General features: G+C 58.7%; 20 protein-coding genes. 13 read left to right on the top strand and 7 right to left on the bottom strand.

The features are described 5' to 3' along the window. The first annotated feature begins 99 nt into the window (after positions 1 to 99). Together idi and smpB are read left to right on the top strand one after the other, a co-directional pair. The gene (gene idi / locus ACR0JX_RS09500; protein WP_353008698.1) at positions 100 to 642 is read left to right on the top strand and encodes an isopentenyl-diphosphate Delta-isomerase; all 543 of its coding nucleotides are present in this window, start codon (positions 100 to 102) and stop codon (positions 640 to 642) included. Positions 643 to 699: 57 nt separating this feature from the next. Then, positions 700 to 1,176 carry an SsrA-binding protein SmpB gene (smpB, locus tag ACR0JX_RS09495; protein WP_170379480.1) on the top strand — a complete coding sequence of 159 codons (477 nt, stop codon included), beginning with the start codon at positions 700 to 702 and terminating at the stop codon, positions 1,174 to 1,176. 9 nt (positions 1,177 to 1,185) lie between these two features. Here smpB and ACR0JX_RS09490 read toward each other — a convergent pair whose 3' ends face one another. From ACR0JX_RS09490 to panB, 4 genes are all read right to left on the bottom strand, one after another. Next, positions 1,186 to 1,602: a VOC family protein gene (locus ACR0JX_RS09490; protein ID WP_480543453.1), complete on the bottom strand. Its 417-nt coding sequence runs from the start codon at positions 1,600 to 1,602 to the stop codon at positions 1,186 to 1,188. A 39-nt stretch (positions 1,603 to 1,641) separates the two neighbouring features. Next, positions 1,642 to 3,120 carry a glycerol kinase GlpK gene (glpK, locus tag ACR0JX_RS09485; RefSeq protein WP_480543451.1) on the bottom strand — a complete coding sequence of 493 codons (1,479 nt, stop codon included), beginning with the start codon at positions 3,118 to 3,120 and terminating at the stop codon, positions 1,642 to 1,644. A 72-nt stretch (positions 3,121 to 3,192) separates the two neighbouring features. Then, the gene (gene panC, locus ACR0JX_RS09480) at positions 3,193 to 4,047 is read right to left on the bottom strand and encodes a pantoate--beta-alanine ligase (protein WP_480543449.1); all 855 of its coding nucleotides are present in this window, start codon (positions 4,045 to 4,047) and stop codon (positions 3,193 to 3,195) included. Then, positions 4,044 to 4,883, bottom strand: coding sequence for a 3-methyl-2-oxobutanoate hydroxymethyltransferase (panB, locus tag ACR0JX_RS09475; RefSeq protein ID WP_480543447.1), 840 nt, complete (start codon positions 4,881 to 4,883; stop codon positions 4,044 to 4,046). Before panB ends, panC begins: the two co-directional genes overlap by 4 nt. 170 nt (positions 4,884 to 5,053) lie before the next feature. On the opposite strand from panB, the gene ACR0JX_RS09470 reads away from it, so the two are divergent. From ACR0JX_RS09470 to ACR0JX_RS09445, 6 genes are read left to right on the top strand one after another with little or no spacing between them, the layout of a single operon-like run. Then, positions 5,054 to 6,541: an ABC transporter substrate-binding protein gene (locus ACR0JX_RS09470; RefSeq protein WP_480543445.1), complete on the top strand. Its 1,488-nt coding sequence runs from the start codon at positions 5,054 to 5,056 to the stop codon at positions 6,539 to 6,541. 22 nt (positions 6,542 to 6,563) lie between these two features. After that, positions 6,564 to 7,583 carry a hypothetical protein gene (locus ACR0JX_RS09465; RefSeq protein ID WP_480543443.1) on the top strand — a complete coding sequence of 340 codons (1,020 nt, stop codon included), beginning with the start codon at positions 6,564 to 6,566 and terminating at the stop codon, positions 7,581 to 7,583. A gap of 40 nt (positions 7,584 to 7,623) precedes the next feature. After that, positions 7,624 to 8,571, top strand: a complete 948-nt coding sequence (locus ACR0JX_RS09460; RefSeq protein ID WP_480543441.1) for an ABC transporter permease — start codon at positions 7,624 to 7,626, stop codon at positions 8,569 to 8,571. Then, entirely contained in the window at positions 8,568 to 9,383 is an 816-nt protein-coding gene (locus tag ACR0JX_RS09455) for an ABC transporter permease (protein WP_480543439.1), read from the top strand. The genes ACR0JX_RS09460 and ACR0JX_RS09455 overlap by 4 nt, the downstream gene beginning before the upstream one ends. Beyond that, positions 9,380 to 10,978 carry an ABC transporter ATP-binding protein gene (locus ACR0JX_RS09450; protein WP_480543436.1) on the top strand — a complete coding sequence of 533 codons (1,599 nt, stop codon included), beginning with the start codon at positions 9,380 to 9,382 and terminating at the stop codon, positions 10,976 to 10,978. The genes ACR0JX_RS09455 and ACR0JX_RS09450 overlap by 4 nt, the downstream gene beginning before the upstream one ends. Positions 10,979 to 11,013: 35 nt before the next feature. Then, complete coding sequence (locus tag ACR0JX_RS09445) at positions 11,014 to 12,465, top strand: aldehyde dehydrogenase family protein (RefSeq protein WP_480543434.1); 1,452 nt, start codon at positions 11,014 to 11,016, stop codon at positions 12,463 to 12,465. On the opposite strand, the gene pncB is transcribed toward ACR0JX_RS09445, so the two are convergent. Further along, complete coding sequence (gene pncB, locus ACR0JX_RS09440; RefSeq protein WP_480543432.1) at positions 12,462 to 13,754, bottom strand: nicotinate phosphoribosyltransferase; 1,293 nt, start codon at positions 13,752 to 13,754, stop codon at positions 12,462 to 12,464. The two genes, ACR0JX_RS09445 and pncB, sit on opposite strands and share 4 nt — an antisense overlap. 165 nt (positions 13,755 to 13,919) lie before the next feature. Between pncB and ACR0JX_RS09435 the strand changes: the two genes are divergently transcribed. Further along, positions 13,920 to 14,453, top strand: a complete 534-nt coding sequence (locus ACR0JX_RS09435; protein WP_480543430.1) for a hypothetical protein — start codon at positions 13,920 to 13,922, stop codon at positions 14,451 to 14,453. Here the strand turns inward: ACR0JX_RS09435 and pncA are convergent. Continuing rightward, positions 14,450 to 15,043: a bifunctional nicotinamidase/pyrazinamidase gene (pncA, locus tag ACR0JX_RS09430; protein WP_480543428.1), complete on the bottom strand. Its 594-nt coding sequence runs from the start codon at positions 15,041 to 15,043 to the stop codon at positions 14,450 to 14,452. The two genes, ACR0JX_RS09435 and pncA, sit on opposite strands and share 4 nt — an antisense overlap. A 97-nt stretch (positions 15,044 to 15,140) precedes the next feature. On the opposite strand from pncA, the gene trhO reads away from it, so the two are divergent. Then, positions 15,141 to 16,046: an oxygen-dependent tRNA uridine(34) hydroxylase TrhO gene (gene trhO / locus ACR0JX_RS09425; protein WP_480543426.1), complete on the top strand. Its 906-nt coding sequence runs from the start codon at positions 15,141 to 15,143 to the stop codon at positions 16,044 to 16,046. Positions 16,047 to 16,111: 65 nt separating this feature from the next. Continuing rightward, positions 16,112 to 16,624: a potassium channel family protein gene (locus tag ACR0JX_RS09420; protein WP_480543424.1), complete on the top strand. Its 513-nt coding sequence runs from the start codon at positions 16,112 to 16,114 to the stop codon at positions 16,622 to 16,624. A 3-nt stretch (positions 16,625 to 16,627) separates the two neighbouring features. Here the strand turns inward: ACR0JX_RS09420 and ACR0JX_RS09415 are convergent, their stop codons facing one another. Beyond that, on the bottom strand, positions 16,628 to 16,957 hold the full coding sequence (locus ACR0JX_RS09415; RefSeq protein WP_480543422.1) for a hypothetical protein: 330 nt from the start codon (positions 16,955 to 16,957) through the stop codon (positions 16,628 to 16,630). A 333-nt stretch (positions 16,958 to 17,290) separates the two neighbouring features. Between ACR0JX_RS09415 and ACR0JX_RS09410 the strand changes: the two genes are divergently transcribed. Together ACR0JX_RS09410 and ACR0JX_RS09405 are read left to right on the top strand one after the other, a co-directional pair. Further along, positions 17,291 to 19,732: a GcvT family protein gene (locus tag ACR0JX_RS09410; protein WP_480543420.1), complete on the top strand. Its 2,442-nt coding sequence runs from the start codon at positions 17,291 to 17,293 to the stop codon at positions 19,730 to 19,732. Continuing rightward, a complete protein-coding gene (locus ACR0JX_RS09405) occupies positions 19,729 to 21,081 on the top strand; it encodes an MmgE/PrpD family protein (RefSeq protein WP_480543418.1) in 1,353 nt (450 codons plus the stop codon). Before ACR0JX_RS09410 ends, ACR0JX_RS09405 begins: the two co-directional genes overlap by 4 nt. The last annotated feature ends 15 nt before the right edge of the window (positions 21,082 to 21,096 follow it).

Raw genomic sequence — 21,096 nt, 5'->3', positions numbered from 1 at the left:
GCCCGATCCGGGGCCGACGGGCCCCGATGCCAAGCCGATCCGGCCATAGCACCACATCAAAGTTCGCCAGTCCGATGGATCGGCATCAGGAGACGACATATGGGAATCATGATCCCGGCTTGGGTTGATGGTGAGTTGACCCCCGTGGACAAACTTGAGGCACATGAAAAAGGCCTCAGGCATAAGGCTGTCTCTGTCTTTGTGGTGCGCGGTACTGAAATCCTGATGCAGCGCCGGGCGTTGGGCAAGTATCACACCCCGGGCCTGTGGGCGAACACCTGTTGCACCCATCCTGATTGGGACGAAGGGGCCTCAGCCTGCGCAGTGCGCCGTTTGCGCGAAGAACTCGGGATCACCGGGTTGTATCCCGAGTACCGCCATCGTCTGGAGTATCACGCCGATGTCGGCAACAACCTGATCGAGCATGAGGTGGTGGACGTTTTTCTGGCGCACGTACGCGGCCCGCTGAAGATCGAGCCGAACCCGGACGAAGTGATGGATATTCGCTGGATCGATTATCACGATCTTCTGGCCGAGGTGCAGCGCCACCCGGAACGCTTTACACCCTGGCTCAAGATCTATCTGCACAACCATTCAGATACAATTTTCGGCCCGGACCTGATCATTTCCGCACAATCCTGATGCCAAAGCCTGTGCTGGCCTTGCATGGCGGGTTCAAGCCGCCTAAATCAACGCGTCATGGCAAAGCAGAAGACTGATCCAAACTACAAAGTGATCGCCGAAAACAGGCGTGCCCGCTTCGACTACGCGATCGAAGAGGATATCGAGTGTGGCATCATGCTGGAAGGATCCGAGGTCAAATCCCTTCGGGCCGGTGGATCGAACATCGCCGAAAGCTATGCCTCGGTCGATGATGGCGAGTTGTGGCTGATCAACAGCTACATCGCGCCGTATGAGCAGGCCAAGGTGTTCAAGCACGAAGAACGCCGCCGCCGTAAGTTGCTGGTCTCGCGCAAGGAGTTGTCGAACCTGTGGAATGCAACGCAACGCAAGGGCATGACGCTGGTGCCGTTGGTTCTGTATTTCAACCACAAGGGCCGGGCCAAGCTGAAGATCGGGATCGCCAAGGGTAAAAAGCTTCACGACAAGCGCGAAACCCAGGCCAAGCGTGACTGGTCACGCCAGAAGCAGCGATTGATGAAAGATCACAGCTAGGTCGCGACGTTAGTCGTCCCGCCCAGGCTCATTTGGATTGCTGGAGAACAGAGCAAGCTTGTTGCCCTGCGGATCGCGCAGGTATCCAACATAGAAATTGGGTCCGTAAGCGGCACGAAAACCCGGCGCGCCTTCGTCTGATCCGCCAGCAGCCAGTGCGGCGGCATGCAGATCACGCACCTGCTTCTGATTTTGCGCCTCGAATGCGGTCATTGACCCGTTACCCGCCGAGGCGGGTGCTCCGTCAAAGGTGGGTTTGACATAGAACTCGGGCAATACCGGTGATTGGTCCGGTTCCACTGGCAGGGCATAGCTTAGACCTTCGGGCCCTTCCTCAAGCTCATAGCCCAACGCAGGCATGAAGGCCGAATAGAACCGCTTGGCCTGTCCGACGTCATCGGTGCCAACCGTGACATAGCTGATCATTGTATCCCTCCTCGTCTTGGAAGCCCAAGACAATAGATTTTAGAATGACATGGCCGCCTGTACAGCACGTTGCCAGCGGGCATAGGCGGCATCGCGGGCATCCTGCGCCATCTGGGGCTCAAAGCGTTTATCAAGCTGCCAGGTCTGGGCGAAACCCTCCTGATCAGGATAGACGCCCGCTTTCATCCCGGCCAGCCATGCCGCGCCCAATGCGGTTGTTTCCTGCATCACCGGGCGATCCACCGGGGCCCCCAGACAGTTCGACAGGCCCTGCATGGTCCAGTCTGACGCGCTCATCCCGCCATCGACACGCAGGATCACATTAGCCTCGGCGCCCCAATCGCCTTGCATTGCATGCCACAGGTCGCGGGTCTGAAAGGCGATGCTGTCCAGCGTGGCGCGGGCAATCTCGGCCCGGCCTGAATTGCGCGTCAGCCCGAACATCGCGCCCCGGCAATCAGGCTTCCAATAGGGTGCACCAAGGCCGGTGAAGGCAGGGACCAGAACCACATGCTGAGTCGGGTCGGCCTGCGCCGCCAGATCGCCGCTTTGCGGGGCGGCATCGATGATTTTCAGCGCATCCCGCAGCCATTGCACCGCAGCCCCCGCGATAAAGATCGAACCTTCCAGCGCATAGGTCTTTTGCCCGTCTAACTGATAACCAATGGTGGTCAGCAGACGGTTTTTTGAGGCGACGGGCTGCGCGCCCGTGTTCAGCAGCGCAAAACACCCGGTGCCATATGTTGATTTCATCATGCCGGGTAGGAAACAGGCCTGACCGATCGTGGCGGCCTGTTGATCGCCGGCAACACCCAGAATTGGGATGTTGCCACCCAGCAGGGATGTGCTGCCAAAATCAGCCGCGCAATCCAGCACCTCTGGCAGCATCGTCAAAGGCACGTCCAGCAGATCACAAATTTCGGTGCTCCATTCACCCTTGTGAATGTCGAACAGTAAGGTGCGCGCGGCGTTGGTCGCATCGGTGACGTGGCTACGACCTTCGGTTAGACGCCAGATCAGAAAGCTGTCGATGGTGCCAAACAGCAGCTCTTGGGCCGCGGCCCGGTCGCGGGCTCCGTCGACGGTATCTAGCAGCCATTTGACCTTGGTGCCCGAAAAATAGGGGTCCAGTAGCAACCCGGTTTGGGCCGTCACATCATCCTCGCACCCGGCCTGTTTGTAGCGGGCACAAATCTCGGCGGTGCGACGGTCCTGCCAGACGATGGCGTTGTGGATGGCTTTGCCGGTGGTCTTGTCCCAGACCACGGTGGTTTCGCGCTGATTGGTGATGCCGATCCCGGCGATCTGGTCGGCCGAGACGCCGCTGGTCTCCATCACCTCACGGCAGACGGTCAGAACGCTGTCCCAGATATCCTCAACATCATGTTCAACCCAGCCTTCCTGCGGGAAATGCTGAGGAAATTCGCGCTGGGCGGTGCCGACGGCCTGCATTTGTGCGTCGAACAAGATCGCGCGCGAGGACGTGGTGCCCTGATCGATTGCCAGAATATAGGTCATTGCCTGCGCTCCTCCCCCGCATGGTTTTGCGGGACTTTAGCGCAAACACTCGCGCAGGGGCCAGAGCAGAAATCAGGCCGCAGGTGGAACAGCGATATTGTCGATCAGGCGCACACCATCAGCCCATGCGGTGATGAACAGCCGGGCCGGGCGTGATGCGTTGGGCAGGGGCTCAAGCGTTTCGGCACAACGCAGATCGATGTATTCCACCTCGGTGAACCCCGCGGCCAGCAGGTCATCGCTAGCTTGCTCTGCAAGTGGCTCGAACGGTGCGCCGCCGGCGAGTTCTTTGGCCATCGCTTGCATAAGCGTGTTCTTTCGCGCTGCGATCTCTAGCCCTTTGGTCGACAGCCGCAGGTTGCGCGATGACAAGGCCAAACCCGAGGGCTCGCGGACCGTAGGGCAGCCCACAACTTCAACGGGGATGTCCAGATCACGGGCCATACGGCGGACGACAAGCAGTTGCTGATAATCTTTTTCGCCGAAATAGGCTTTATCCGCCTGCGTTTGCAGGAAAAGTTTGGCGACCACTGTGGCGACGCCGTCGAAATGGCCGGGGCGGAAGGGACCCTCCATCATATCAGTGAGGCCGCCGACGGTCACAGTGGTTGAAAAGCCTGCCGGGTAGATTTCATCAGGATCGGGCACATAGATCGCATCAACACGGTAAGGGAGCAGCTTTTGCGCATCTTCGTTCTCGGTACGTGGATAATTGGCCAGATCTTCGTGGTTGTTGAATTGTTTGGGGTTCACAAAGATCGTGACGATCACACGGTCCGTGCCTGCCTTGGCGGCCTGAACCAGTGACAGATGCCCCTGATGTAGCGCGCCCATGGTAGGCACAACGCTGATGGATTCGCCCTTGCGGTGCCATTCGGTTGTCAATGAGCGCAGATCAGACAACCGACGCAGGATCGGTGCGGTCATCCCTTTGGCCCTTTGGCAGGGGCCTGATCGGCAAAGACATGTTCATCCGCCGGGAAACTGCGCGCGCGCACCTCGGCGGCGTATTCGACTATCGCGGCTTCGGCCAACGGGCCCAGTTCGGCATAGCGTTTGACGAATTTCGGTTTGAACGCCGTGAAAAAGCCCACCATATCGTCAACCACAAGGATTTGCCCGTCGCATCCGGCAGAGGCTCCGATGCCGATGGTCGGGATCGCTACTTCGTTGGTGATCTGATCGGCCAGATTTTGCGGAACTTTCTCTAACACGACGGAAAACGCGCCCGCCTCGGCCACCGCATGGGCATCGGCCAGCACAGCATGTGCTTGGTCATCCCGGCCCTGAACCTTGTACCCGCCCAGCGTGTTGATCGATTGCGGCGTCAGGCCGATATGGGCCATCACCGGAATGCCACGCTTGACCAGAAAGCGGATGGTCTCGGCCATCTCGACCCCACCTTCCAGCTTAATAGCCCCCGCACCGGTCTCCGCCATCAGACGGGCGGCATTGCGAAAAGCATCAGCGGGTGAATGCTCGTAACTGCCAAAAGGCATGTCGATGACCATCATCGCGCTGTTCAAGCCGCGCGCGACGGCCTGCCCGTGCAGGATCATCATCTCCATCGTAACGCCAAGGGTCGATTCCAACCCGTGCAGCACCATGCCAACGCTGTCACCCACCAGCACAAAGTCGCAATGGGTGTCCATCAAACGCGCCATCGGGGTGGTATAGGCGGTCAGACTGACCAGCGGTTCGCCTCCCTTCCAGGCGCGAATATCTTCGGCGTTTGGGGCTTTTTTCCGGGCGGTGGCGCTCATGTTCGCTCCTTGCGGTGTTCATGTTGCAGTGCGGCATAACAGATCGAGCAGGGCCCACGAAACCCCGGTTGCGCGAACATTTCCTTGAATGACCTTAGGTTTAAAGGAACACTGGGCCCAGAAAAGCCCGCAAACACGCGGCTGCGTTGACTTCAACGGGGAGAGTTTCCATGACTAAGCAGGTGTTTCGAACCTTCGGATCGGTGCTGGCGCTAAGCGCCGGATTGCTGGCAACACAAGCGATGGCCCAATCGGACATTACAATCGCCATGCAGTTAGAGCCGCCTCATCTGGATCCGACCAGCGCGGCTGCCCAGGCCATCGATTCGGTGGTCTACACCAACATCTTCGAAGGCCTGACCCGTTTCATGGGCGATGGTTCGGTTGTACCGGGGCTGGCGGAAAGCTGGGAAATCTCGGATGACGGCACCGTTTATACCTTCAAGCTGCGCGATGGAGTGACCTTCCATGACGGCAGCGCGATGGATGCTGAGGATGTCAAATTCAGCCTTGATCGCGCAATGGCAGAAGACAGCGCCAACGCGCAGAAGGCCCTTTTTGCCGGAATTGAAAACGTCGAGGCCGTCGATCCGCTGACCGTCAAGGTGACCCTGTCCGAACCAAACGGTAACTTCCTGTTCAACATGGCCTGGGGTGATGCGGTGATCGTGGCCTCTGAGAGCATCGATGATATCAAGACAAACCCAGTAGGGACCGGAGCCTTTACCTTTGGCGAATGGGTGCAGGGCGACAGTATCACATTGAACCGCAATCCCGACTATTGGGGTGATCAGCCTGCGTTAGAGAGCGCGACGTTCAAATTCATCTCGGACCCGACCGCCGCTTTTGCTGCCATGATGGCCGAAGATGTGGATGTGTTCGACAATTTCCCCGCGCCCGAGAACCTGCCTCAGTTCGAGGCTGATCCACGATTCCAGGTTCTTGTTGGCTCGACCGAAGGCGAAACGATCCTGTCGACCAACAACAAGCAAGCGCCGTTTGATGATATCCGCGTCCGGCAGGCTCTGGCTCATGCGATTGACCGTCAGGCCATCATTGACGGAGCGATGTTTGGCTACGGCACGCCGATCGGAACCCATTTCGCGCCGCATAACCCGGCCTATGTCGATCTAACCGGCCAATCTGCCTATGACCCGGAAAAAGCCAAGGCTATGCTGGCTGAGGCCGGTTTTGCCGAAGGCTTTGAGACTACGCTGCACCTGCCGCCGCCCTCCTATGCCCGCCGGGGTGGAGAGATCATCGCCGCTCAATTGGCCGAGGTTGGGATCACCGCCGAGATCATCAACGTAGAATGGGCGCAATGGCTGGAATCGGTATTTAAGGGCAAGGATTTCGGCCTGACCATCGTCAGCCATACCGAGCCGATGGATATCGGCATCTATGCGCGGCCCGATTATTACTTCCAATATGACAGTACGGATTTTCAGGCCCTGATGGAGCTGCTGAACACCACCACTGACCCCGAGGAACGGGCCCGGTTGATGGGAGAAGCACAGCGCCTGATTTCCAACGACTATGTCAACGGGTACCTGTTCCAGCTGGCCAAACTGGGTGTGGCCAAGGCAGGCGTACAAGGGCTGTGGCAGAACGCGCCGACAGCGGCCATTGATCTGACGGCGATTAGCTGGGCGGAGTAGCGTTCAGCCTAAGGGAAGGCCTATGATCAAACGCTCTTTCCTTGCCGTGATGGTCCTGGTGCAGCTTTGTGTTGCGCCATCCGCATCGGCAGAGACTTCTTTGGATGCGGCAATAGCCTTGTGGCTGGGCGGTGATGATGCCAAGGCGCTCCCAATGCTGGCCGCGCTGGCGGCGTCTGGCAATTCGGATGCGCGTTTGTTGCTGGGCCGGATCGAAACCACGGATCTTGGACCGTCCCCGTTTCGACAAAGCCTTGAGCCTGCCCAATCCCGCGCCCTGTTCCGGCGCAACGACAATAGCAATTTCGGCACATCCTGGCTGACCCTCGAGGCCGCCGAGGGAAATGCACTGGCGCAGGCCTTGCTGCGATCCAGGCAGCCTCAGCCTGATCCCGAACAGGTGAAGCGCCTCAACGATCTTGGTGAACATCAAGCCACAGATTACCCAACGCGGATCGTTGCGTTGTACGGCAGCCAGGCGATGCGGCATGAGTTGCGCGCCTATGACGGGACCATGGACGATCTGCAGCCCTATCTGGCCTATCTTTCGGACAGTCCCGAGCCGCGCGGGGACGGCTTGGCTGCGCTGCGTCATATTCAGCCCGACCTGGTTTCGGCAAATTCGGAGCAGGCGCTTGGTATGGCTGGTGTTTTGGCGTTGGGACTGGGTTATGGCGATCTGTCACCGGGCAACCCGTGGCGGCCCGCCGTGGAGAATTGGCTGATGACAGCCGAGGCGACGCGACCCATCGCGCATCTGTGCAACACGCATTGTTCGGCAGAGGCTGCGGCTTGTTCCTTTGCCTTCCTCTCGCTTCTGGGTGGGTATTTCGAGGTCATTCGCATGGACAGCCCCCTTGAGACCGTGATCTCGCAATCGCAGTTTCTGGACAGCCCGCGTGCCCGGTTGATGGTGTTACGTCGGGCGGCTTTGGCACGTACCGAAACCAATCTGGAAACGCTGGCTGAATCGGACCCTGCGCAAGAGCTTTCGGCCTGCGCCGTCGATCTGGTTCGGCAAGAGCAGCGTAAGTATAACTAGCCGCTGGACCCGGGCAGGGCGCGCACTTAACCTGCCCCCAATGCTACGTTATGCGCTCAAACGACTGCTCTCACTTGTGATCAGCCTTGCCATAGCCTCGGTCGTCATCTTTGCGGTGATCGAGGTGGCGCCGGGTGATCCGGCCTCGTTCATGTTGGGGGTCAATGCGCAGCCCGACACATTGGCTGCGCTGCGGGCCGAGTTGGGCTTGGACGTGTCCAAAACCCAGCGGTACTTCAACTGGGTGGGCGGTATGCTGGTGGGGGATTTCGGGACCTCGTACACTTATCGCACGCCTGTTTCACAGATGATCGCGGATCGGCTGTGGGTGTCTTTGCCACTGGCGCTTTATGCACTGAGCTTGTCGACCCTGATCGCCTTTCCCGCAGGCATCTATGCCGCTGCGCGCCGCGGTAAACCGGGTGATCTGACGGTGATGGGAGCAACACAGCTAGGCATCGCGGTGCCGAATTTCTGGTTTGCGATGATGCTGGTCCTGATCTTTGCCATTAACCTGCGCTGGTTCAATGCCGGAGGGTTTGCTGGCTGGGACAACGGATTCTGGACCGGGACACACTCGCTGACACTGCCCGCGATCGCCCTGGCCTTGCCACAAGCGGCCATTCTGGCGCGGGTGATGCGGTCATCGCTGCTCGACATTCTGGGCGAAGATTTCATGCGAACCGCCCGCGCCAAGGGTTTGTCCCGCCGTCAGGCGCTGTGGCGACATGGGGTTCGAAACGCGCTGATCCCGGTGCTGACCATTATAGGTTTGCAGTTCTCTTTCTTGCTGGCCGGATCAATCATCATCGAGCAGGTGTTCTACCTGCCCGGCCTCGGGCGGTTGGTATTTCAGGCGATCTCGGCCCGCGATCTGATCGTGGTGGAATCAGTTGTCATGCTGCTGGTCTTCGCTGTCATCACCGTGAACTTCCTTGTCGATTTGGCCTATGCTGCCGTCGATCCCAGGCTTAGGAGCCGGGCATGAGCCGCAACCTGATCCTAGGCGCGGTGCTGTCCTCGCTGGTCCTGCTGGCGGCGCTGATCTCGTTTGTCTGGACGCCCTATGACCATGCCGCGCTGGACATTCCCGCGAAACTGCAGCCACCCAACGCACAGCACTGGTTCGGCACCGATCATTTCGGGCGCGACATGTTTTCGATGATCATGGTCGGCGCACGGACGTCGATTGCGGTGGCTCTGGTCGCGGTGGGGATCGGCATCGGCTTAGGTGTGCCGCTGGGCCTGGCGGCGGCCGCGCGCAAAGGCTCGTGGCTGGATGAGGTCATCATGCGCGGCAATGATCTGGTCTTTGCCTTCCCTTCGCTGGTCATCGCCATCCTGATCACCGCCGTGTTCGGTGCGGGCGCGATCAATGCGATCATCGCCATCGGCATTTTCAACATCCCCGTCTTTGCCCGCATCACCCGAGGGGCGGCCCTGTCCCTGTGGGAGCGTGAGTTCATCCTCGCCGCCCGTGTCTCGGGCAAGGGCGCGGCGCGGATTTCGGCGGAGCATATCCTGCCCAACGTGGCCAATCTGCTGATCGTGCAGGGCACCATTCAATTCAGCCTGGGCATTCTGGCCGAGGCGGGCTTGAGTTACGTCGGTCTCGGGGCGCAACCACCCACGCCAAGCTGGGGTCGGATGCTGGCCGATGCGCAGACGATGGTCAGTTTTGCCCCACATTTGGCTCTGATTCCGGGTCTGGCGATCATCGTGACGGTATTGGGCCTGAACCTGCTGGGTGATGGTCTGCGCGACTGGCTGGACCCCCGAATCCGGGTGGCGCGGGCATGAGTTTGCTGCGGATCGAGAACCTGTCGCTCGGCATTCACGGAGGCGAGATTTTGAAACAGGTCAGCTTGTCGATTGCACCGGGGCAGATCGTTGCTGTAACCGGGGAAAGCGGCTCGGGTAAATCGATGACCGCGCTGGCCGTGATGCAGTTGTTGCCCGATGGGACGGAAAGTGATGGCTCGATCCTGCTGGACGGGCAGGAAATCCTGAACCGGCCCGAGGCAGAGATGTGCGCATTGCGCGGTGCTTCGATCGGGATGGTGTTTCAAGAGCCTATGACTGCGCTGAACCCGGTCAAGACCATCGGCGATCAGGTGATGGAGACGATCCTGATCCACAAGGCGATGCCTCCTGCGCAGGCGCGGGAGCGGGCGGAAGAGGTATTGGCCCGAGTTGGGCTGCCTTCTGATCGCTTCCCTCTGTCCCGCTATCCGCATGAATTGTCCGGTGGTCAGCGACAGCGCGTGGTCATTGCCATGGCGATTGCTTTGCGCCCTAAACTGCTGATCGCGGATGAACCGACAACGGCGCTGGATGTGACCACTCAGGCGCAGATTCTGGACCTGCTCAAGGGCTTGGTGACAGAATACGGGATGGGCCTGCTGATGATCACTCATGATCTGGCTGTTGTCGCTGATATGGCGGATCAGATCGTCGTGATGCGCCATGGCGAAGTTGTCGAAAGCGGTGCAACGGACCATCTTCTGCGCAACATGCAGCACCCCTATACCCGGATGCTGTTTGAGGCGTCGAACCATCAGGTGGCTTTGCCTGATGCAAAACAACCACAACCGTTGCTAGAGATCACGCAAGTGGTCCGTGACTATCGCCTGCCCCGCAAGGGCCTGTTCGATGCGCCCGGCTATACCCGTGCCGTGGATCAGGTCAGCTTCACCCTCAACCGGGGTGAGCGGCTGGGTCTGGTAGGGGAGTCCGGATGTGGAAAATCGACCCTAACACGGGCGATTTTGGGATTGGAAGAGGTTCAATCCGGTAACATCCGGTTGGATGGTCAGCCGGTGTTCTCCGGTCACAAGCCGAATCCGGCCGTGCGGCGCAAGATGCAGGTGGTGTTTCAAGACCCTTATGGCAGTTTCAACCCGCGCCACCGGGTTGCACGCCTTATTACCGAACCATTTCATTTACTCGAAATCCCTCTGACTGGAGGCGAGCGGCAGGATCGCATTGCCGAAATGCTGATCGCCGTCGGGCTGCGCCCAGAGGATGCGGACAAGTACATCCACGAATTTTCGGGTGGTCAAAGGCAGCGCATTGCAATTGCCCGCGCGCTGATCATCCGCCCGGAACTGATCCTGTTTGACGAGGCGGTCTCGGCCCTCGACGTCTCGGTCCGGGCGCAGATTCTAGACCTGCTGGCTGAACTATGTGACGCCTATGATCTGACTTATCTGTTCATCAGCCACGATCTGAGTGTTGTGCGCACGATTACGGACAGGGTGATGGTCATGCAGGCCGGGAAGATCGTTGAACAGGGCGAGACCGAGCAGGTTTTCACCAATCCGCGCCATCCGTACACGCAGAAACTGATTTCAGCAGCGCCGCAACTGCCGGAGATCGGAGTGGGTGCTGCGTGATTTTCCTCGTGTTAGAGCCGAAATAGGAGTTAGATATGACCAATGCGATATGGTTTGATCCCAGCCTCTGTTTGATCGGGGGTGCGTGGCAATCGCCGGTCACAGCTCAATCGTTGCCCTTGGTCAACCCGTCCGATGGTTCTGAGATCTGCCAGATCGCGCGCGGTGGAGCATCGGATATCGACGCTGCTGTCGTGGCAGCCCGCGCCGCACTAGATGGTGAATGGGGCCGAATGCCTGCATTCGAGCGTGGGCGCATTCTAAGTCGTTTAGGTCGGTTGGTTCTGGACCGTGTCGAGGATCTGGCCGTCTTGGAGGCCAAGGACGTTGGCAAACCGCTGACGCAGGCAAGGGCGGATGCCGTGGCCCTGGCGCGGTATTGTGAGTTCTACGGTGGCGCGGCGGACAAGGTGATGGGCGAGACCATCCCGTATCTGGATGGCTACACCGTCTACACGCTGCGCGAGCCGCATGGCGTGACGGGCCATATCGTGCCGTGGAACTACCCGATGCAGATCATTGGCCGCTCGGTCGGGGCCGCGCTGGCCATGGGCAATGCCTGCGTGCTGAAACCGGCGGAAGAGGCGTGTCTGACCGCGCTGGCCTTTGCCCATCTAGCGACCGAGGCCGGGTTACCGGTTGGCGCGCTGAATGTTGTGCCCGGTTTGGGTGCCGAGGCTGGGGCCGCGCTGTCCGGGCATCCGCGCGTCAATCATATCTCGTTCACCGGATCGGTTGCGACCGGGGCTTTGGTGCAGCAGGCAGCGGGGCGTAACGTGGTTCCTGTGACGCTGGAGCTTGGCGGAAAATCTCCGCAACTGGTGTTTGATGACGCCGATTTGGACGCAGCCCTACCGTTTCTGGTCAATGCAGGCATTCAGAATGCCGGGCAAACCTGCTCGGCCTCGTCCCGCATTTTGGTGCAGCGTGGGGTCTATGATCAGGTCAAGGCGCGGATGACTGAGGCTTATGGCCATTTGACTGTTGGGCCAGCAATGGAGGACCTGCGGGTGGGTCCGTTGATCTCGGATCGGCAGAAATCCATCGTCTCGGGATTTCTAGCGAAGGGAGAGGATTTGACCATAGCCGCGCGAGGGCAGATCACTCCGGATGCGCCAGAGACAGGTGCCTATGTCCAACCAACTTTGTTCGCTGACGTGCCCGCTGATCACGTTCTGGCGCAGGATGAGATTTTTGGTCCAGTTCAAGTTCTGATCCCGTTTGAAACCGAAGAACAGGCTCTAACTATAGCAAATAGTACCGATTATGGCCTTGTCGCCAGCATCTGGACCCGCGATGGCGGGCGGCAGATGCGGTTGGCGAAGCGCCTGCGCTCGGGTCAGGTGTTCATCAACAATTTCGGTGCGGGCGGCGGCGTGGAGCTTCCGTTTGGAGGGGTCGGAAAATCCGGACACGGCCGCGAAAAAGGGTTCGAGGCGCTGTATGGCTTTTCACAACTCAAGACGGTGGCGGCGTTTCACGGCTAAACAATCACCTCAATTGCCTTCTGAGCACCGACACCAAACACCCGCTTGTATCGGTCGATCTGATCGGCTGGACCCATCGCTTTTTCCGGGTTGTCCGACAGCTTGACCGTTGGCCGCCCATTGGCCGACACCGCCTTACAAACCAGCGAGAACGGCGCGAGAGCGTCGTTCGGCACAAGCCTGCGGAAATCATTGGTCAACAAGGTGCCCCACCCAAATGAGATGTTGGTGCGCCCGACAAACTGCGCGTGCAGTTCCTTGATTTTGTCGACGTCCAGCCCGTCGGAAAAGATGATCCGTTTCTGCGTTGGGTCTTCTCCACGGGACTTCCACCAGTCGATGGCCACTTCGGCCCCTTCAGCAGGGTCGCCACTGTCGATACGAATCCCAGTCCAGCCCGCCAGCCAATCGGGCGCGCGGTCCAGAAATCCCTTAGTGCCGTAGGTGTCTGGCAGAATGATGCGCAGATTGCCGTCATGTTCTTCATGCCAGTCGCTGAGAACGTCATAGGGGGCCTGAGCCAGCGCCTCATCCGTATCGGCCAAAGCGGAATAGACCATTGGCAATTCGTGGGCGTTGGTACCGATGGCCTCGACCTCGCGCCGCATGGCGATCAGGCAGTTCGAGGTGCCGGTGAAAGCCGGGCCCAATCCTTCGATCATCGCCTGAACACACCAGTCTTGCCAGAGGAACGAGTGCCGCCGACGGGTTCCGAAATCCGCGATCCCAAGGCCTTGAATGGTGCTGAGCTGTTCAATCTTCTCCCACACCCGGGTCATGGCGCGGGCATAAAGAACCTGCAACTCGAACCGGCGCATGTGGTTCAATACCGCGCGGGATCGCAGTTCCATCAGCACGGCCAAAGCAGGGATTTCCCACAGCATGACCTCATGCCATTTTCCTTCAAAAGTCAGTTCGTATTGGTCGCCCTTACGCTCCAGGTGGTAGGGCGGCAAACGCATGTTTTCGAACCACTCCATGAAGTCCGAGCGGAACATCTGCCGTTTGCCGTAAAACATGTTGCCCCGCAGCCAGGTGCTTTCCCCTCGGCTGAGGCTGAGCGAGCGGATGTGGTCCAGCTGTTCGCGCAGTTCGCCTTCGTCGATCAGGCGCGCCAATGGCACGTGATTCGAGCGGTTTATCAGTGAAAACTCGACATTTGTTTGAGGCTTGTTACGAAACACTGACTGGCACATCAGCAGTTTGTAGAAATCCGTATCGATCAAAGACCGCACAATCGGATCGATTTTCCATTTGTGATTGTAAACACGGGTCGCAATATCGACCATGGGGAACTCCTGCGATTTCCGTTGTTAGATCAATCGGCACGACGAATAGCAAGAGTCGCTGATTTGGTGACAATGCCCGTTTGACGCCACAAAGCGGGCATATTGTTTGATTGGATCACCGATTAGTGAGGGTGCGGGATGGAAAGATAAGGTTGTTAGTTGTGAATGAGTCTTCGATACGACTTTGATATTTTAAGAACAGCATCAGACGATCAAACATTTGAAACACTTTCGGGCGAGACCAAAGATGGGGTTCGCCCGGTGGCGATGTTTCGGGATGTGAAGACGTCTGATGCATTGCGCGGGGCGTCGCCCAAGATTCGCAAGATATTTCAGGATGCGGGGTTCGAGCTGGCCGCGCATGACAGCGGAATTGCGCCCGATGTATACTCGCCCGCAGATAAGGCTGACCGCGACCAGATTTTGCAAGTGCTGTTTGCCAACATCAAAAACCAGGGCGTTCAGGGTGAATACAGTGGTGAGTTCGATCTTTTGCAGTTCCTGGCGCATGTGAAACGCGCGCGGCCAGTGCAGGGGATCGTGCAGCCTGTTATGATTGCCCCCGCGCCCGAGCCAATGCCGACAAACCGAACCAGACGGCGAGCAGTGCCGGGCCGCATTGGCTTTGCCCTAGGGCTGGCCGTCATTCTGTTTGTTCTGTTCAAGTTCCTTGAGGCGACCGGGACCTCGACACCCTAAATTAGAACCACCCCTGCGGTCCGCATCGCCTGCTCAGCCGCTGCCATCGACCCGTCCATATCGATCCCGCGACAGGCATCCAGCCGAACGGTCACATCCAGCCCCAGCTGCGCGGCATCTACGGCAGAGTAATGAACGCAGAAATCCGTAGCCAACCCGACGAAGGTGACCTTCGACAACCCACGTGTGTCAAGATAGCCTTTCAACCCTGTCGGCGTCTCACGGTCGTTTTCAAAAAAGGCAGAATAGCTGTCGATTGCTCTGCGAAACCCTTTGCGGATGATCAGATCGGCATCGGTGCGCAGACCGGGGTGAAACGCGGCGCCATCCGTGCCCTGAACGCAGTGATCGGGCCACAGGACCTGCGGGCCATAGGGCATATCGATCATTTCAAACGGGGCTTTGCCCGGGTGCGAACTGGCAAAGCTGGAATGACCTGCAGGATGCCAATCTTGCGTCAGGATCACCGCGTCGAAATCATCCATTATGGCATTGATCGGTGCCACGATCTGATCCCCGCCTGCAACGGCCAGCGCACCCCCGGGGCAGAAATCATTTTGAACGTCGATTACGATCAGGGCGTGGGTCATCTGAGGGCCTCCTTTGATGCCTTATCGGTAGGCGGGCGGGGGCTGGCCGTCAATGCGGTCTCTTGCGACTCTGCGCTTGCAGGTTTAGACCGCGCGCATGTACACGATCGCTGCTCTCTATCACTTCACCCGCTTTCCGGATCAAGCCGCCTTGCGGGATCCGTTGCTGGACCTGTGCCGCGCCCAATCGGTCAAGGGCACGCTGCTGCTGGCGCAGGAAGGGATCAACGGCACTATCGCGGGTCCTCGTGCTGGGATTGATGCAGTGCTGGGGCATATAAAGGCACTGCCTGGATGTGCGGATCTCGAGTGGAAAGAGGCAACCGCAGACCATCCGCCATTCGGCAAGATGAAGGTGCGGCTGAAGAAAGAGATCGTGACCATGGGCCAACCGGATGTGGACCCTCGGGCCCGTGTCGGCAACTATGTTGAGCCGGAGGAATGGAACGACCTGATCCGCTCGGACGATGTGGTGGTGATCGACACACGCAACGACTATGAGGTGGCGATCGGTACGTTTGAGGGTGCAATAGACCCTGAAACCGCCAGTTTCCGGGATTTCCCGGTCTGGTGGGAGGAAAACAAGGACCGCTTTCACAACAAGCGCGTGGCCATGTTTTGCACCGGCGGCATTCGTTGCGAGAAATCCACCAACTATCTGCTGGGGCAGGGGGTCGAGGATGTGTATCACCTGAAAGGCGGCATCCTGCGCTATCTCGAAGAGATGCCTGCCGAAGACAGCACCTGGCAGGGCGAATGCTTTGTGTTCGACAATCGTGTTTCGGTCGGCCATGGGCTGGTTGAGGGGCCGCACCGTCTGTGCCATGCCTGCCGCCGCCCGATCCTGCCCGAAGATATGAAACGCCCTGAATACGAGCACGGCGTGGCTTGTCATCGCTGTGTCGTTGAAACGACTGAGGCAGATAAGGCCCGGTTTCGTGAACGGCAAAAGCAGATTTTGTTGGCACGCAAACGTGGGTTCGAGCACCTGGGTTCGAGCTAAATTCAGCTTGCGGGTCCGCCCCTTACGACAGATGATCAGGGGCACACCTGCGGGACGGAGCCTCAATGCATCGTGAACCCAAAACTCTGGAAGAGTGGAAATCGACCCTGCTGGCCGCATTGGGTTTGGTGATTGCCAGTTTTCTGGCGTGGTATGGCCTGTCGCGCCTGAGTGATGCGACCGCTGGCGATACAATCGGCTCTTTCGCCTCAGTGGGTCTGTTGATCTGGATCGCTTCGCAATCGTGGTACTATGTGACCCAGGTGAAGTCCCCCCGGCGGCTGTTGCTGCTGATGGGCGTGTCCTTCATTCAAGTCGTGCCATTCCTGTTTGCCGCCGTCTATGGCGCCTTTGGCTATAACGACAACTGTGTGATTGGCGCGCAGGGGCCAGCAGACATCCTGTATTTCTCGTATGTCACCTTCACCACCGTCGGCTATGGCGATATGTCCCCAGTCGGACTGTGCCGCGCACTTGCTGCGGCCGAAGCGGTCACCGGCTACATCCTGCTGGGTATGTTTGTGGCGGCCGCGGTTGCGATCTATGCACGCAACCACAGCCCAAATAGACAAGATTAGAGCCTATTTGTTCTGGTCAATCCAGCGCGACATCATCCGTTTGTCATGGAAACACTCGGATGGGATAGGTCTGCGTTTGCTGCGCGAGATACGCTCGGCAAAGGCGACCTGCTTGCCTGTTGGGTAGTTGTCAAATTGCGAGGTCGCGCGGGGCTTGTGCGCTGAAATCCAATCCGACAGCATCTTGCGGTCTCGCTGCACATCCACGGGGATTTCCAGCGCAGATTGCTCTGCAATCGCACGGGCGTACCGCATCTGCCGGTGTGTTACAGGAAGCAGGTGATAATCGTTGCTTGGCTCACCCAGAGCCGAATTTCGGATGTGCTGGACCATCGGTTTGTCCTCTGACTATGTAGAACATAAATAGAACATTAACCAACTATTTCAAGTATTCTGTGGGGTTTGGTGTGTTGTTCGGCGCTTTTCCTCCAACTCAACCCTGTATGACAGGCCCGTATCCAAAAGGTTCACAGGGTTACTCCACATAATCTCGAAGCTTTCAAAATATCATAAAGGATTCAATTGGGTTGAGTTAAACTCATGTTACGAAAGCCCTGTTCCCGACATTTCGCGTCGGGAACAGAACATATGCCCATTCCAACCTATGGCTGACTCTTGTTTACACCTGCCGAGCGGGCAGCGCCCGATTTTTTTAGGAGAGATCTCATGAAAACCCACGCACAGGCCGTCGTTATCGGAGGGGGCCTTGTTGGTTGTTCAATCCTTTACCATCTGGCCAAGCTTGGCTGGACAGATGTTGTTCTGCTGGAGCGGGATGAGCTGACATCCGGCTCGACATGGCATGCGGCGGCCAATATCCACGGGCTGCATGACAACAACAACGTCACGCGCATCCAGCACTATACGATGAATCTGTATAAAGAGCTGGAGAAGGAAACCGGCCAGGGTTGCGGTGTATTTCAACCGGGTTCGCTGTACCTGGCCCAAACCGAAGACCGCGAACATCAGTTGCGCTTGCAAGAGGCTAAGGCGCGGTTCTACGGTCTGAACTTCTATGAAATCAGCCGGGAACAGGCAAAAGAACTGCATCCGCTGGCGCAGTTCGATGATATCCGCTGCATCATGTACGAACCCGAAGGCGGCAACGTCGATCCGTCCGGTGTGACCATGGCTTATGCCGCTGGGGCGCGTGCCATGGGAGCCACGATTGAGCGGTTTTGCCCCGTAATAGGGACGGAACAGCAGCCCGACGGCTCTTGGATCGTGAGGACCAAAAAGGGTGACATCCGCGCGCAATGGGTGGTCAATGCCGGGGGCCTGTGGGGGCGTGAGGTTGCGGCTTTGGCGGGCATCGAATTGCCGCTGCAACCGACCGAGCACCAGTATTTTGTCACGGAATCCATCGACGAAGTGGCCAGTATGGGCCGCCGTCTGCCCTCAATCGCCGACCGGGATGGCGAGTATTACTTCCGGCAGGAAGGCAATGGCCTGCTGATCGGGGCTTATGAGAAAGACATGCGGTTTTGGGCCGAAAATGGCACGCCGCTGGATTTCGCGCATGATCTGTTCCCTGACGATCTGGATCGGATCATGGAGAACGTGATCCGCGCCACCGAACGCGTGCCGGTTGCCGCCACCGCGGGCGTCAAACGCGTCATCAACGGCCCGATGATCTGGTCGCCGGATTCAAACGCAATCTGGGGACCGGTACCGGAACTAAAGAACTATTTCTGCTGCACCGGTATCATCCCGGGCTTCTCGCAATCCGGCGGGCTGGGCCTGTTGGCGGCGCAATGGATGATCGAGGGCGAGCCGCAATACGACATGTTCGCCTGGGATCTGGCTCGCTTTGGCGATTGGGCCGACAAGAAGTTCACCAAAGCACGGGTCGAAGATCAGTATTCGCACCGTTTCGCCATCCACTTCCCGAACGAGGAACGCAGCGCTGGTCGCCCCGCCCGCGTGCGCCCGGCCTATGAGATGCAAAAGGCGATGGGGTGTGTTTTTGGCCTGAACTGCGGCTGGGAACATCCGCTTTGGTTTGCCGACCAGCCCGGCACGGTCGAAACCAACGGATTTACCCGCCAGAACTGGTGGGAGCCGGTGGGGCGCGAGGTTCAGATGTTGCGGGACGCGGTCGGCGTGATCGATATCTCGAACTTTGCCAACTATGTGATCAAGGGCCCCGGTGCCCATGACTGGCTTGATCGGCTGGTCGCCAACCGCATCCCGACTGAGATTGGGCGATCTTGCCTGACACCTCTGATCTCAGTGCGCGGTGGCGTGGCTGGGGATTTCACGATCACCAAGGTTGCCGACGACGAATACATGATGATCGGCTCGGGCATGGCCGAGCGCTATCACCAGCGTTTCTTCAACATGGTCGACCTGCCCGACGGTACCACGCTGGACGTCGCAACTGACCGGATCGCCGGATTCAACGTGGCCGGTCCGAAATCCCGCGATGTCCTGCAACGCCTGACCAACGCGGATCTGTCGAATGAAGCGTTCCGCTTCATGCGCTCACAAACCATCGAAGTCGCAGGTGTCACCTGCCTGGCCATCCGCGTCAGCTTTACCGGCGATCTGGGGTGGGAGCTGCATTGCGCCGAATCCGACCAAATCAGACTCTATTCAGCGCTTTTAGAGGCCGCTAAGGACCATGGCGGCGGCCCGGTTGGCGGACGCGCGCTGGGGTCGCTGCGGATCGAAAAGGGTTATGGTTCTTGGGGGCGCGAGTACTCTCAGGAATACTGGCCGCAAGAGGTTGGTCTTGCGGGTCTGATCAAGCTGGATAAGGATTTCCTGCACAAAGACGCCTATCTGTCTATCAAGGACAATGCCGCGCGCGAGGTTCTGTCGATCTTCGAGGTTGACGCAGCCGATGCAGATGCCAGCGGCGGTGAACCGATCTTCGCCCCGGATGGTACGTCGGTGGGCCGCGTGACCTCGGGCGCATACGGCTATTCGGTCGGGAAGTCGCTGGCGATCGGCTATGCGAACCCGAAAGTGGCCAAGCCAGGCGATACGGTTGAGGTTTTCATCCTCGGCAAACCGCACAAAGCGAAGATCCTGTCAGAGCCCCCGTTTGACCCGGCAGGCCGCCGACTGCGTGATGTACAACCGGTGATGGAGGGCGCGGCGTGACCAACAGCTTCGCCCGCGTTGCCGATTTTGCGCTGATGCGGGCGGCTGCCGACATGCCGAACAGCGCGCAAGAGGCTGCGGCGCTGATGATGCTGGACACGATGGGCATTCTGATCGCGGCGGGACCGATGGAGGCGGGCGTGATCGCGCGCGATGCCGCGGCCCTATTGTATGCCAGCACTGATCCAGCGTTCAGCGCCCGCATGATGTTTGATGGCCGCGCGGTCAGTCTGGCAGGTGCGGCTTATGCGGCCGCGACTCAAACCGATAATCTGGACGGCCATGATGGCTATAACCCTACCAAGGGTCATATTGGCGTGGTCGTTTTGCCCACTCTGGTGGCTTTGGCTGAACATCGCCCCGATCTGTCAGGCCTCGAGGCTTTGGCAGCGGTGATCACAGGCTATGAAATTGCCGGTCGGGCCGGAATATCGCTGCATGACAGCGTCACTGACTATCACACATCGGGCGCGTGGAATGCTTTGGGTGTCGCGGCCATGGCCGCGCGCATGCGGGGGCAAAGTGCTGAACAACTGCGGCAAGCCATGGGCATCGCCGAATACCATGGACCCCGCAGCCAGATGATGCGCGAGATTGCAAACCCAACCATGCTGCATGACGGGTCAGGCTGGGGTGCATTGGTTGGTCTGTCCGCCGCCGTGCTGGCCGAGCGCGGGTTTACCGGAGCCCCGGCCATCACGATCGAATCCGATGAAGCGGCATCGCATTGGTCAGATCTAGGGACCTTCTGGCAGGTCGAGCATCAATATGTGAAACCCTATCCCATCTGCCGATGGGCCCATGCGGCCATCGATGCAACGCGGGCGGTGATGATCGAACACGATTTGAGCCCTAGTCAAATTGCGACCCTAAAGGTGAACAGTTTTCATCAGGCCGCCTGTCTTTATTCAGGTATCCCTCTGACAACATCTCAAGCGCAGTATTCTTTGCCTTTTGCGGTGGCCGTTTATGCACTTCATGGTCGGATCGGTGTTGAGCATATCTCGGGGCCCGGCCTTTCTGATCCAGAGGTTGCTGAGTTCATGTCCCGTATTCAGGTTGCAGAAATTGAGCGGCACACCGCGCGTTTCCCTAAAGGGCGCTGGGCTGATGTTGAGATTACCACGATGGATGGGCGACTTCTTCATTCGGGTGATATCCATGCCCGAGGCGGCCCCGAAGCACCGTTTTCGCGATCAGACGTAATTGCGAAATACATGGAATTCGCTAAGCCTGTGGTAGGCGCGGATCGCGCCGAGGCCATCCGCGACGCGATATTGAGCTGGACCGATCCGCATTCGCGCTATTCGGATTTGGCTGCGCTTCTGTATGAACCACCAGCGCCATAGTCTATTTCCTAAGCT

The organism is Ruegeria sp. AH7 (assembly GCF_056541325.1).
Note: the sequence above shows the minus strand (reverse complement) of the source record. Positions and strands in the feature narration are given on the sequence as shown.